Source organism: Natrinema saccharevitans, assembly GCF_001953745.1.
GTDB classification, from domain to species: domain Archaea; phylum Halobacteriota; class Halobacteria; order Halobacteriales; family Natrialbaceae; genus Natrinema; species Natrinema saccharevitans.
In genome coordinates, this window is record NZ_LWLN01000001.1 from 1,455,349 (window position 1) to 1,468,047 (window position 12,699).

The following is a 12,699-nucleotide window of genomic DNA, read 5'->3' on the forward strand; positions in this document are numbered from 1 at the left end:
CCGGCACACACGAAGCGGGCGTATGAACGCGGACGCGGACGTCGTTACGCTCGCGCGAACACTCCGTGCGGAAGCCGAGCGCGCCAACGAGCGCCGGGTGCTGGTCCTCGCGGGGAGCCGCGAGCGCGGGTACGATCGACTCGAGTCGGTCCTCGACACCCTTTCGGTTCCGATCACGGCGACGACGCTGGTCGGGCCCGCCGACCGGCTTCGCTGCGAGCAGCTTCCTCAGGCCAACGCGGGCGAGTTGCTGGGAACGACGCGAGACGTGATCGCCGTCGACGCCCACGACGAACTCCGGCCCAACGCCGTCGGGAAGGTCGTCGGCGCGGTCGACGGCGGCGGCCTCCTCGTCTTGCTCGTCCCGCCGCTCGAGGCGTGGCCGGACCGACGCGACGGGTTCGACGACTCGCTGGCCGTTCCGCCGTTCGAACTGGCCGACGTCACCGGCCGATTCCGACGGCGGTTCGTCGGGACGTTGCGGGCCCACCGCGGTATCGCCATCGTCGACCTCGAGTCGGAGCGGATCGAGGCCGACGGCCTGACCCAGCCGGCCCCGCGGCTGCCGACGGCCGATCCCGCGCCACCGCCGGATCGTCGGTTCCCGGCCGCCGCCTACGAGGCCTGCTTGACTGGCGATCAGAGCGACGCCGTCGCTGCCCTCGAGTCGCTCGCCGAGGCCGATCGGGCCGTCGTCCTCGAGGCCGACCGGGGGCGGGGGAAATCCAGCGCGGCGGGGCTCGCCGCGGGTGCGTTCGCCGCCGACGGCGAGGACGTCCTCGTGACCGCCCCTGCGTCCCGGAACGCAGCGGAACTGTTCGACCGCGCCGGCGAACTCTGCCGGACGCTCGAGGGCGACGACACGACGGTCGAGTCCCGCCGGATCGAGACGAGCGCGGGCGGTTCAGTCCGGTTCCGCGAGCCGACTGCCGCCGCGGACGCGATCGACGCGGCCGATATCGTCCTCGTCGACGAGGCCGCCGCGCTCCCCGTGGGGACCCTCGAGTCGCTGCTGGCCGCCGATCGGGTCGCGTTCGCGACGACGATCCACGGCTACGAGGGGGCCGGCAGGGGTTTCTCGGTCCGGTTCCGGGACCGGCTGGCCGAAAGCGACCACGAGGTGACCGACTGCCGGCTCGTCGAGCCGATCCGGTACGCCGGGGGCGACCCCGTCGAGGTGTGGGCCTTCCGCGCGTTGCTGCTCGACGCCCGGCCGCCGATCGAGCCGCTGGTCGCCGACGCCGACCCCGACTCCGTCGACTATCGCCGGCTCGATCCCGACGACCTCCTCGCGGACGAGCGTCTGCTCCGGGAGGCGTTCGGCCTGCTCGTCCTCGCCCATTACCGGACCGAGCCCAACGACCTCGCGCGCCTGCTCGACGCGCCCAACCTCGAGGCCCGCGCGCTGGTACGGGACGGCCACGTCGTCAGCGTCGCCCTGCTCGCCCGGGAGGGAAACCTGCCGCCCGACAGCCGCGCGATGATGTACGAGGGCGGCCGGATCCGGGGCAACATGCTGCCGGACGTGCTGACCAGCCAGCTGCGCGACGAGGCGGCCGGCGAGCCCGCGGGCCTGCGGGTCGTCCGCATCGCGACCCACCACGCGGCCCGCTCGCAGGGGCTGGGCTCGCTGTTGCTCGAGCGCGTTCGCGAGGAGTTCCGGGACGCCGCCGACTGGCTCGGCACCGGCTTCGGCGCGACCCCCGGCCTGCTCGCGTTCTGGCGGGAAAACGGCTATCGGACGGTCCACGTCTCGACGACCCGCAACGACTCGAGCGGCGAGTACTCCGCGCTCATGCTCGCGCCGACGACGGCCGCGGGCCGGCGGCTCCGCGACCGCCACGCCGAGTGGTTCGCCGACCGGTTCGGGGCCCTTTGTTCGGACTCGCTCGACGACCTCGCGCCCGACGTGGCCCGGGCGGTTCTCCGGAGCGTCGACGCCAACGCCGCGCCGTCGCTCTCGCTGTCCGATCACGAGTGGCGGGTCGTCGCCGGGGCCGCCTACGGGCCGGGGCTGTTCGACGTCGACCCCGGACCCTTCCGCGACCTCGTCGTCCGATACCTCGTCGACGACCCCGACGACGTCGACCTGACCGCCCGCGAGGAGCGGCTGCTCGTCCTGCGAGCCCTGCAGGCCCGGGACTGGGAGTCCGTCGCCGACTGCCTCGAGTACCACTCTCCCGGCCAGTGTATGCGCGCGCTGGGCGATGCGTTCTGCCCGCTGGTGGATCGCTACGGAGCCGACGCGGCGATCGAGGTCCGGGAGCGGTTCGCCGGCGAGTGACCTCATATCCGACTGAACGGAGGGAGGGAATCGGCTGGGGAGGGCGTGGCAATTCCGTGTTGCCACGGTAGCACAACGCTATCTTCCGTTCCGACCTCGAGTTAGATCCGCCGATTCACAGTTCGTCAAAGACGCTCAGAACAGCCGCCGACGCAGCCCTTCCGGGGCCAGATCCAGCACCCACGCGAGCAGCCGCCAGCGCCGCGTCACGTAGGCGTGGGTCCGCTCTTTCTCGATCGCTCGAGCGATCTGGTTCGCCGCCGTTTCGGGCGAACACTCCCAGAAGCCGCCCAGCGAAAGCTTGGTGTCGACGAACCCCGGCTCGATGGTCGTGATCGCCACGTCAGTGTCGCGATCTGCCTCCCGATAGCGGAGCCCCTCCAGATACGTCGAGACGTAGGCCTTGGAGGCGCTGTACGCCGGCGCGTCGTCGTTACCGATGTGGGCCGCCACGGACGAGATACCCACGAGGTGGCCGTCAGATTCGCTCGCGTGATCGGGATTCGACTCGAAGTACTCCATCGCGGCCGTCGCCAGCGCGGTGAACCCGCGGACGTTGACGTCGACGGTTTGCCGTTCGGGCGCCCACTCGAGGTCGCGGTTGACCGGCGCGACGCCGGCGCTCAAGACGACCAGATCGACCGACGGCATGGCTTCGGCGAGTTCGAAAAAGCCCTGGCGGGCGTCCGCGGTGTCGGTGACGTCCATCGTCGCGACGTAGGACGTGGTCGGCAGTTCGGCGCCGATCCGCCGCATCCGTTCGGTCCGCCGGGCGGCCATCCCGATCTCGTAGCCGTCGGCCGCTAGCCGCCGGGAAAGCGCTTCGCCGATCCCCGACGACGCGCCGACGACGATGGCACCGTTAGTCATGCGTGAACGTTCCGTCACTGGACCGTAATGGTGTCGGGTCCGTCCGGGGCGCTCGGCCCGGACCGATCGTCTGGCAGTATCAGTCTGTGTGACGGGAGACTCCTTATTTACCGTTCACACTGGAAGTACGGACACCCGGATGGCACCGTTGACGACTGGTGCGTTACTGGTCTTTCTGATCATCGCCGTCGCGCTCGTGTTGTTCGTCACCGAGCCGGTCTCCATCGACGTCACGGCGCTCGGGATCATGGTGAGCCTGATGCTACTCGGCCCGTGGACGGGCGTCTCACCGAGCGACGGCGTCGCCGGGTTCTCCAACCCCGCGACGATCACGATCCTCGCGATGATGATCCTGAGCGAGGGCGTTCGTCGAACCGGGGTCATTCAGCGCCTCCAGCAGACCGTCGCCTCCTACACCGGCACGGACGAACACAAGCAACTCGGCGCGACGATCGGCATCGTCGGGCCGCTGTCGGGGCTGATCAACAACACGGCGGCGGTCGCCGTACTGATGCCGATGGTCAACGACCTCGCCCACGAGAACGGGACCTCCCCCTCGAAGCTCCTCTTGCCCCTATCGTACGCCTCGATGTTCGGCGGGATGCTCACCCTCATCGGCACGTCGACGAACCTCGTCGCGAGCAGCCTCTCCGCGGAGTACCTCGGCCGCCCCTTCTCGATGTTCGAGTTCACCCACCTCGGCGTCGTCGTGTTCGCCGTCGGCTCGGCGTACCTGCTTACCGTCGGCTACTGGCTCACCCCGTCACACGTGACGGCACGAAGCGAGCGGGAGACGGCGACGAAAGAGGAGTACCTCACGGAACTCGTCGTCCGAACGGGCTCGCCGCTGGTCGGCGTCACGCTTCGGGACGCGCTCGAGGAAGTCAGTTTCGAGACCGACGTCACCCAACTCGTTCGGGGCGATCGGTACACCTCGAACCCCGCGCTGTCGACGACCGTCGAACCCGACGACATCTACACGGTGCGGCTCACCGACGACGCGCTCCAGACGTTGCTCGACGTCGACGGGATCGACCTGGTTCCCGGCGTGACGACCGAAACGGACCTCGAGACGCTCGCCCCGGGACAGACGCTCGTCGAGATCGTCCTGACGGCGGGCTCGGACCTGATCGGCGAGACGATCGACTCGGCGGGCTTTTCGGATACCTACCAGGCGCGAGTCCTCGCCGTTCGACGCGGCGGCAAGATCACGCACGAACGGCTGACCGAGTTCACGTTCCGGCCGGGCGACGCGCTCCTCGTCGAGTCCGAGGCCGAAACGGTCGACCGGCTGGCCGACAATCCGAACGTCATCGTCGCCGGCGACCTCGCGCTCCAGCAGTTTCGGCGGTCGAAACTCCCGCTCGCCGTCGGCGTCGTCCTCGCCGTCGTGGGACTGGCAGCGACCGGACTGGTGCCGATCATGGTCTCGGCGCTGGCCGGCGTCGTCGTCATGCTGGCCGCGGGCGTCCTCAAACCCGCCGAGGCCTACGAGGCCGTCCAGTGGGACATTATCTTTCTGCTCGCCGGCGTCATCCCGCTCGGAAACGCGATGGCCGAGACCGGCGGTGCAGACGTCCTCGGCGCGCTCGTCGTCTCGAGCGCGGACTTCCTCCCTGCAATTGCCGTCCTCGGCGTCTTCTACCTGCTGACGGCCCTGATGACCAACGTCGTCAGCAATCAGGCCAGCGTCGTGTTACTCGTCCCGGTGGCCATCGACGTGGCCTCGAGGCTCGACGCGAACCCCGTCGCGTTCGTCCTCGCGGTGACCTTCGCCGCCAGTACGGCCTTCATGACGCCCGTCGGCTACCAGACCAACCTCTTCGTATACGGTCCGGGAAAGTACCAGTTTCGGGACTTCGTCCGTGTGGGTGGCCCGCTCCAGTTACTGCTGGCGCTCGTCACGACGGTCGGGATCGCGACGTTCTGGGGGGTCTAACCGCGACCCGCGTCGACCGACCGGCGCGAAACCGCCGGCGGTACGGCTTTGACGCTCGCGGCCCTCTGAGCAGTATGGTCGACGTAGTGCTGGTCCTCGCGATCGCGTTGCTCGCGGGTGCGATCGTCGGCGCGGCCGTCCCGATGGTACCGAGCGGCTTCCTCTCGCTGGCCGGCCTCGGCGTCTACTGGTGGGGTGCCGAATCGGCTGCGATTAGCGCCGTCACCGTCGCCGTCCTCGCCGCTATCGCCGTCGTCACCGCGCTCGTCGAGTTCTTCGGCGGCTCGATCGCTGCCCGAGCCGGCGGCGCGTCGTGGCTGACCACCGCCGTCGCCGCTGTCGTCGGAATCGCGCTCATGCTCGTCACCGGCCCGGTGGGACTGCTGGCGGGTCTCTTCGGCACCGTCTTCGTCCTCGAGTTCGTCCGCGGCGAGGAACTCGAGGGCAGCGCCCGGTTGGCGGTCTACACGACCGTCGGAATCCTCGCGTCGACGGCAGTTCAGGTCCTGCTGACGGCCACGATCCTGCTCGGTTTTCTCGTGGCCGTCTTCCTGCTGTGACCCGCGGGAAACACTGAAGTCGTGGGTGTGGTTGACACAAGACGATGAACTGTTCCGAGCCCGACTGCCACCGGCCCGCAGCAGTCGAGTTACACGTTCCGTGGGCGGAGAACCGGCTTGTCTGTGCTGCCCACGCCCGCGTGTTGGGTCGGCAGGACGGCGTCGTCGCCGATCCCGATCCCGACGTGGGTGACGAACTGCTCGAGTGATCGCGCGGAGTCACCGACCGACTGGTCGGCACAAAGCGATCGAGCGGAATCGGCCCTGATCAGGGATGTGCGTAGTACGCGACCGTCTCCGCGTCCTCGTCGTCGCTTTCGTGTCGGTCGATGCGAGCGAACCCGACCCGCTCGAACTGCACCAGTTCGTCGGGCTCGAGGTCGCCGACGCCGGGTTCGGCGTGGCCACGCACGTCGCCCTCGATCGTCCGCATGCGGAGGGGGACGCGGTCGTCCGCGGGTACCCAGTGGACGACGTCGACGCCCTCCTCGCGGACCACGTCGAGATCGTCGGTGGCGTACCGTAACACGCCGTCCTCGAGTTCGAACCCGCCCAGTCCCTTCAGCCAGAGCCGCGTGTCATCGGCGGCCGAGTCGGGGAGGTCCTCGGCCTCGAGCATGACCGAGTCGCCGACGGGGATCTTGCGGACGCCCCGCTCCTCGTGGTTGGGGTGCAGCGGCGGGTTCGCCTCGGCAGGCGGGTCACCGGCGAGGGGGAGCTGATTGCCATCGCGGACGAAAAAGCGGCGGTCCGTCTCCTCGTCGATCAGATCGCGGTTGGCGGCGTAGATCGAACTCATCGCCAGGTCGACGTCGCTGGTCGAGGTGCCGAGCCCGACCATCGCCTCGACGATGGCCTCGCCCCGAATACCGCGCCGGCGCAGGCTCTTGAGCGTCGGCGCTCGCGGGTCGTCCCACCCGTCGAGTTCGCCAGCCTCGATCAGCTCCGAGATGGTCGAGGTACTCACCTTCACGTCGTAGTCGTCGAGCTGGACGTGGCCCCAGTGGACGACTTCCGGGTACTCCCAGTCGAAGTAGTCGTAGACGAACCCCTGTCGCTTCGCGGAGTCCTGCAGGTCGATCCCGCGGATGATGTGGGTGATTCCCAGCAGATGGTCGTCGATCCCCGACTGGAAGTCGAGCATCGGCCAGCAGCGGTACTCGCTGGCCGCCTCGCGGGGGTGTGGCGTATCGATCATCCGGAAGGCGACCCAGTCGCGCAGGGCGGGGTTCTTGTGTTCGATGTCGGTTTTCACGCGGAGGACCATCTCGCCGCTCTCGTACTCGCCGTCGATCATGGCCGCGAACTCCTCGGTGACCGTCTCGACGTCTTTCTCGCGGTGGGGACAGGCCTCGCCCGCGTTCTTCAACTCGGAGAACGCCTCGCCCGAACACGAGCAGGTGTAGGCCCCGCCCAGTTCGATCAGCTCGCGGGCGTGGTCGTAGTAGGTCTCGAGGCGGTCGCTCGCCCTGTAGACATCGTCCGGCTCGAAGCCGAGATACTCGAGGTCCTCGAGGATCGCGTCGTAGGCCTCGAGATCCGGCCGCTTGGTCTCGGGATCGGTGTCGTCAAAGCGCACGCAGAACCAGCCGTCGTAGCGTTCGCGGTAGGTGCCGATGACGGCGGGCATCCGGGCGTGGCCGACGTGCCAGGGCCCGTTCGGGTTCGGCGCACACCGCATCCGGATCTCGTCGTAGTCGTCGGCGTTGGGCAGGTCGGGGAGGTCGTGTTCGTCTTCCTCTTCTTCGGCCTCGATCTCGGCGAGTTCCTCGGGCGCGAGGTCCTCGAGGCGCTCGCGTTTGGCCTCGTAGCCGAGGTCGTTGACCCGGCCGACGACGCCGCCGGCGATGCCCGGGACCTCGTCGCCGTGTTCGCGGAAGTCGGGGTTGTCGCCCATCAGCGGCCCCATGATGGCACCGACGTCGGCGTCGCTCTCGTGTTTGACGGCGTTCAACAGCGCGTGCTTCTCGACCTCGCGCTCGATGCGTTCGCGTAAGTCGTCGTCCATTACCGGGCGGTACTTCCGCCCGGGCCAAAACCCTCGCGATTCGGGCCGCAACCGACGCACGCACCGGCGGCCGCCCGCGACGAATTCTCGGACCGCTACCAGTCACTTCCGGCGCAACCGCTCCCCGTCCCGTGGTCGTGCCGGGAAATCGGGACAGCAGCCGATCTCAGTCCTCGAGGTCCTCGGGGTACACGCGGCTGTTGAGAACGTTGCTCATCAACACCATCGCGGCCGTAGCGTCGTCCCCGCCATCGGTCTCGTTATCGGTCGCCCCGTCGGTGTCACTGCCGCTGTCGCCGTCGCCGGTCTCCGCCGACGTCTCGGTACTCCCACCGTCGCTCTCGGTCCCATCTTCGGCGGCGACGGCCTCGTTGTACTGCTCACACCACTCCGTCTTGACGCCCCAGCCGTGGGCCTGCCCGTCGAAGGGGTTCGTGACCTCCGCGTAGAGCATCCCGACGTCGGCGTCGTTTTTCACGAGGTTCTCGTTGTAGACCGTGGCGACGATCTCGATCTCTCGCGTCGACTCCGATTCCGTCGTGGCACCGGACTCGTACTCCAGCACGAGGTCCGACCCGTCCCACCGGAGCGACTCGACCGAAACGTCGTTTCGCTCGACGAGCGTGTAGAACTCGCCGGGCGTCCCCTCCCGGGGCTCGCTCGGCTCGACGGGTTCGATCTCGTTCTCGCTCGAGTCCGCGGTCCCGAGGACCGAGTCGAGACAGCCGGCGGTCGCGACCGCGCCGACGGTCGTCGCCGCCCCGAGCAGTTCGCGTCGGGAGGGTGCGGCTCCGTTCGGGGAGTCGTCAGTCATACTACCAGGTCGGCGGGGAACTCGCAAAAGGACCCGGACGAAATCGAGTCCCGTATCGAACGGTGAGTCGTCCGTGAGCCGACCGCCGGAAAGAGTCGTGATCGACGATCAGTAGCCGCGTTCGATCAGGTAATCCGCCAGCTCACAGAGCAGTTCGCGGGACTCGTTGTCCGGCAGCACCTCGAGTCGGCGCTTGCCCCGTTCGACGAGATCCGTCGCGGTCTCGTCGGCGTAGGCGATCGACCCCGACGCCTCGAGTTCGGAGACGGCGTCGTCGATCTCGGCCTCCGTGACCGCCTCGACGTCGTCGGTATCGACCAGGTTCTCGACGTCGACGCCCTGCTCCCGGGCGTGGACCGTGATGAGGGTCTGTTTGTTCTCCACTAGATCGCTGCCGCGCTGTTTGCCCAGTTGGTCGCTCGGGACGGTCAGATCGAGGACGTCGTCCCGGATCTGGAACGCGCGGCCGATGTCGAGTCCGTAGCCGTAGAGTTCCTCGATGGTCTCGTCGTCGGCCCCGAGCAAAATCGCGGGGAGACACGCCGACGCGGCGTACAACACGGCCGTCTTCTGTTCGACCATCTCGAGGTACTCGTCGGGGGAGACGTCGGTCCGCTCCTCGAAGGTGACATCCAGCGACTGCCCCTCGCAGATGTCCGTACAGGTCGTCGCCAAGACGTCGAGCGCGTCGACGACTCGATCCGACTTCGCGCCCGTCTCGAGCATGATCTCGAAGGCCTTCGAGTAGAGCGTGTCGCCGGCGAGGATCGCCGTCTCGAGGTCGTACTCCTTGTGGACGGCTGGCACCCCGCGGCGGAGGTCGTCGTCGTCCATGATGTCGTCGTGGATCAGGGTAAACGACTGGATGACCTCGACGCTGACCGCGGCGGCCATCATATCGACCGGCCCGTTCCCGTCGACCGGGTCGAACGAGCGGTAGTCCGCCGACAGCGGATCGACGTCGGTCAGCGCCTCCGCGGTCGTCAGCAACACCGTCGGCCGGAGCCGCTTGCCGCCCGCATCGAGCAGGTAGCGGGAGGCCTCGTAGAGCCGTTCGGGTCGCTGGATCGGTAGCTCCTCAGGGATCGCGTCGTTGACCAGCTCGCGGCGCTTCCGGACCGCCTCGAGCACCGCCTCCTCGCGTGCCTCGGGACTCGTCATATCACTCGACCAGCTGGATGAGGTTCCCGTTTCGCGTGACGTGGAGGTCGCGTCCGAGCTTGTACCCCTCGCTCTCGGCCAGGTTGACGTAGCTGGAGTAGCCGCTCATGTCCTGGTGAGCCGGAATGACGTGCTGGGGCTGCAACGCATCGAGCATCTCGTAGTGGCCCTCCTGATTGAGGTGGCCCGAGACGTGGATGTCGTCGTAGACGCGTGCGCCCTGCATGCCCAACAGCTTCTCGGCCTGGTAGCGCTGGCCCTCGTTGGTCGGCTCCGGGATCACGCGGGCCGAGAAGACGACCTTGTCGCCGTCGTCCAGCTCGTAGGGCGTCTCGCCGCGGGCCATCCGGGTGAGCATCGCGCGGGGCTCGCCCTGGTGGCCGGTGACGACTGGCAGATAGTTCTCTTTCCCCTCGTTCATGATCCGTTTGAACGTCCGGTCGACGGACTTGCGGTGGCCGAACATCCCGAGGTCGGACGGGAAGTCGATGAAGTCGAGTCGTTCCGCGGTACCCGAATACTTCTCCATCGAGCGACCGAGCAGGACCGGCTGCCGGCCGATGTCGTCGGCGAACTCGACCAGCGACTTCACCCGGGCGATGTGACTCGAGAACGTCGTGGCGACGATGCCGCCGTCGTAATCCTCCATGCTGTAGAGGACGTCCCGGAGGTGTTCGCGGGCGACGCTCTCGGAGGGGGTCCGCCCCTTCTTGTTGGCGTTGGTACAGTCCTCGATGTAACACAGCACGCCGTTGCCCTCGCGACCGATCTCGCGGAATCGCTTCATGTCGATCGGGTCGCCGATGACTGGCGTGTGGTCCATGCGCTTGTCCAGCCCGTAGACGATCGCTCCCTCGGGCGTGTGAAGCACCGGGTTGATCGCGTCGATGATCGAGTGAGTGACGTTGACGAACTCGAGTTCGTTGCGGTCGCCGATCGACATCGTCTCGCCGGCCTCCATCTTGACGAGGTCGTTCTCGACGCCGAACTTCTGTTCGCCCTCGATCTGCTGTTTGACCAGTTCGATCGTAAACGGCGAGGCGACGATCGGCGCGTCGTATCGGTGTGCCAGCTTCGAGATGGCACCGATGTGGTCGAGGTGACCGTGAGTCGGCACGATGGCTTTGACGTCGCCCTCGAGGTCGCTCATGACCCGGTCGTCCGGGATAGCGCCCATATCGATCAGGTCGAGACTGTGCATCCGCTCGGTTTCGACGTTGTCGTGGATCAGGACCTGCGAGAGGTTCAGACCCATGTCGAAGATGACGACGTCGTCGCCGGCGCGGACGGCGGTCATCTGCCGTCCGACTTCTTCGTAGCCGCCAATGGTTGCGATTTCGATTTCCATGGTTCGTAGCACTGAAAGCCGCGTGATGGACTCTCATCGAAACTGTCCGCGGACGCCTAGTCGTACGGCCCCGGCGTCTTGCAGCGCGTCGGCCATCCCGCTATGCGCTCGCGGGGACGATCGTCCCCCTCGGGCTCACGACGTCGTGAGCCCCCGAACGCACTTGCCCGCGGGTTTCGTTGCTCTCTCCTACACGCCCGGGCGTTAAAAACGCAGTGGGTTGGGCCGTCCGGCGGGGCGATCCGGGCGGAACGCGGGAGGCTATCAGGGCCTTCGAGACACCGTAATTCATTTCTCTATTCGGCCGAAACCAGTGGTCGATACATGCTTTCGGAGGGATCGTCGTGTACGTAATCATCGTCGGTGCCGGCGAGGTCGGGCGCTCGATCGCCGCGAACCTCGAGGACGGCCACGACGTGGTCGTCGTCGATCGCGACGCGGACGTCGTCGACGAACTCACCTACTCGCTGGACGTGCTGACGATTCGGGGCGACGGGACCGACCTCGACGTCCTTCGCGAGGCGGGCCTCGAGCAGGCGGGGCTGGTCATCGCCTGTACGGACAACGACGAGACCAACGCCGTCGTCTGCGGGGCGGCGAAAGCGGCCGGTGAGGTATTCACCATTGCTCGAGTGCGCCGCCGGACGTTGCTCGAAACCTGGCAGGGATCGCAGGGTGCCTTCGGCGTCGATTTCATGGTCTGTACCGACCTGCTGACCGCGCGGGCGATCTTCCGGATCTCCGGCCTGCCCAGCGCACACGACGTCGACACCTTCGCCGGCGGACTCGTCAGGATGGCCGAGTTCGATATCCCCGACGACAGCCCGATCGCGGACCTGACCGTCAGCGAGGCCGACTGTTACGACTCGCTGACGTTCGCGGCGATCTTCCGCGAGGACGAGATGATCGTGACTCGAGGTGATACGCACATTCGGGCGGGCGACCGGGTCGTCGTCATCGGTAGCCCCGACTCGATCAACGAGTTCGCAGACGAGGTCGCGACCAAACCGGACGACGCCGAGGAGGTCGTCATCGTCGGCGGCAGCGAGATCGGCTACCAGGTGGCCCGCGAGTTCGAGGACCACGGGTTCCGGCCGCGGCTGATCGAGCGGGACCACGAACGGGCCCGCGAACTCGCCGAATCGCTGCCGAACACCATGGTCATGGAAAACGACGCGACCAACTCCGAGTTCCTCGCGCGCGAACACGTCGGCGAGGCCGACGTCATCGTCGCCGCTCTCGACAGCGACGAAAAGAACCTGCTCGTCTCGCTGCTGGCCGATCGGCTCGGCGTCGACCGCACCGTCGCGATCATTGAGAACCCCGAGTACACCGACCTCTTCGAGACCGTCGGGATCGACGTCGCGATCAACCCCCGCGAGGAGACCGCCGAGGAGATCATCCGGTTTACCCGGACCGACAACACCGAGAAGATCGCGATGCTCGAACACGACCGCGCCGAGGTCATCGAGATCGAGGTCGGCCCGGAGAGCGTCCTCGCCGGGCGTGAAATCGTCGATGCGACTGACGATCTCCCCACCGGGATCGTCATCGGCGCGGTCTCGCGGTCCGGCGACCACATCACCCCCCGCGGGTCGACCGTGATCCAGCCCGGCGACCACGTCATCGTCTTCGTCGACGCGGCGGCTCTGGATGACGTCCTCGAACTGATCTAGACCCACCGGTCCGTCTCCGCCGTGTCGTCTCCTCTCCTG

Annotated in this window: 10 protein-coding genes; 5 read left to right on the forward strand and 5 right to left on the reverse strand. The window is 67.5% G+C overall.

Going from position 1 to position 12,699, the window contains the following annotated elements; translation table 11 throughout:
• The first annotated feature begins 22 nt into the window (after nt 1-22).
• The gene (gene tmcA, locus A6E15_RS07380; RefSeq protein ID WP_076145117.1) at nt 23-2,284 is read left to right on the forward strand and encodes a tRNA(Met) cytidine acetyltransferase TmcA; all 2,262 of its coding nucleotides are present in this window, start codon (nt 23-25) and stop codon (nt 2,282-2,284) included.
• 135 nt (nt 2,285-2,419) lie between these two features.
• On the opposite strand, the gene A6E15_RS07385 is transcribed toward tmcA, so the two are convergent.
• Nucleotides 2,420-3,154 carry an SDR family NAD(P)-dependent oxidoreductase gene (locus A6E15_RS07385; RefSeq protein WP_076145119.1) on the reverse strand — a complete coding sequence of 245 codons (735 nt, stop codon included), beginning with the start codon at nt 3,152-3,154 and terminating at the stop codon, nt 2,420-2,422.
• A 139-nt stretch (nt 3,155-3,293) separates the two neighbouring features.
• Here A6E15_RS07385 and A6E15_RS07390 point away from each other — a divergent pair, with 139 nt between their 5' ends.
• The 3 genes from A6E15_RS07390 (at nt 3,294) to A6E15_RS20865 (ending at nt 5,862) form a co-directional block, all read left to right on the forward strand.
• Nucleotides 3,294-5,093 (forward strand): SLC13 family permease, encoded by a 1,800-nt coding sequence (locus tag A6E15_RS07390; RefSeq protein WP_076145121.1) that lies wholly within the window; start codon nt 3,294-3,296, stop codon nt 5,091-5,093.
• Nucleotides 5,094-5,167: 74 nt separating this feature from the next.
• Nucleotides 5,168-5,653 (forward strand): DUF456 domain-containing protein, encoded by a 486-nt coding sequence (locus A6E15_RS07395; RefSeq protein ID WP_076145123.1) that lies wholly within the window; start codon nt 5,168-5,170, stop codon nt 5,651-5,653.
• A gap of 44 nt (nt 5,654-5,697) precedes the next feature.
• Complete coding sequence (locus tag A6E15_RS20865) at nt 5,698-5,862, forward strand: hypothetical protein (RefSeq protein WP_175607223.1); 165 nt, start codon at nt 5,698-5,700, stop codon at nt 5,860-5,862.
• A 59-nt stretch (nt 5,863-5,921) separates the two neighbouring features.
• Here the strand turns inward: A6E15_RS20865 and A6E15_RS07400 are convergent, their stop codons facing one another.
• The 4 genes from A6E15_RS07400 to A6E15_RS07415 form a co-directional block, all read right to left on the reverse strand.
• A complete protein-coding gene (locus A6E15_RS07400; protein ID WP_076145125.1) occupies nt 5,922-7,661 on the reverse strand; it encodes a glutamate--tRNA ligase in 1,740 nt (579 codons plus the stop codon).
• Nucleotides 7,662-7,827: 166 nt separating this feature from the next.
• On the reverse strand, nt 7,828-8,475 hold the full coding sequence (locus A6E15_RS07405) for a hypothetical protein (RefSeq protein ID WP_076145127.1): 648 nt from the start codon (nt 8,473-8,475) through the stop codon (nt 7,828-7,830).
• A gap of 108 nt (nt 8,476-8,583) precedes the next feature.
• Entirely contained in the window at nt 8,584-9,636 is a 1,053-nt protein-coding gene (gene idsA3 / locus A6E15_RS07410) for a geranylfarnesyl diphosphate synthase (RefSeq protein ID WP_076145129.1), read from the reverse strand.
• A 1-nt stretch (nt 9,637) separates the two neighbouring features.
• Nucleotides 9,638-10,984, reverse strand: coding sequence for a ribonuclease J (locus A6E15_RS07415; RefSeq protein ID WP_076145131.1), 1,347 nt, complete (start codon nt 10,982-10,984; stop codon nt 9,638-9,640).
• Nucleotides 10,985-11,328: 344 nt separating this feature from the next.
• Between A6E15_RS07415 and trkA the strand changes: the two genes are divergently transcribed.
• A complete protein-coding gene (gene trkA, locus A6E15_RS07420; RefSeq protein WP_076145133.1) occupies nt 11,329-12,660 on the forward strand; it encodes a Trk system potassium transporter TrkA in 1,332 nt (443 codons plus the stop codon).
• The last annotated feature ends 39 nt before the right edge of the window (nt 12,661-12,699 follow it).

Bases quoted from the DNA above. Each gene is read 5' to 3' on its own strand.
- A6E15_RS07395 (WP_076145123.1), top strand. From the start codon at position 5,168: ATGGTCGACGTAGTGCTGGTCCTCGCGATCGCGTTGCTCGCGGGTGCG.
- A6E15_RS07415 (WP_076145131.1), bottom strand. From the start codon at position 10,984: ATGGAAATCGAAATCGCAACCATTGGCGGCTACGAAGAAGTCGGACGG.
- tmcA (WP_076145117.1), top strand. From the start codon at position 23: ATGAACGCGGACGCGGACGTCGTTACGCTCGCGCGAACACTCCGTGCG.
- A6E15_RS20865 (WP_175607223.1), top strand. From the start codon at position 5,698: ATGAACTGTTCCGAGCCCGACTGCCACCGGCCCGCAGCAGTCGAGTTA.
- A6E15_RS07400 (WP_076145125.1), bottom strand. From the start codon at position 7,661: ATGGACGACGACTTACGCGAACGCATCGAGCGCGAGGTCGAGAAGCAC.
- A6E15_RS07385 (WP_076145119.1), bottom strand. From the start codon at position 3,154: ATGACTAACGGTGCCATCGTCGTCGGCGCGTCGTCGGGGATCGGCGAA.
- A6E15_RS07390 (WP_076145121.1), top strand. From the start codon at position 3,294: ATGGCACCGTTGACGACTGGTGCGTTACTGGTCTTTCTGATCATCGCC.
- idsA3 (WP_076145129.1), bottom strand. From the start codon at position 9,636: ATGACGAGTCCCGAGGCACGCGAGGAGGCGGTGCTCGAGGCGGTCCGG.
- A6E15_RS07405 (WP_076145127.1), bottom strand. From the start codon at position 8,475: ATGACTGACGACTCCCCGAACGGAGCCGCACCCTCCCGACGCGAACTG.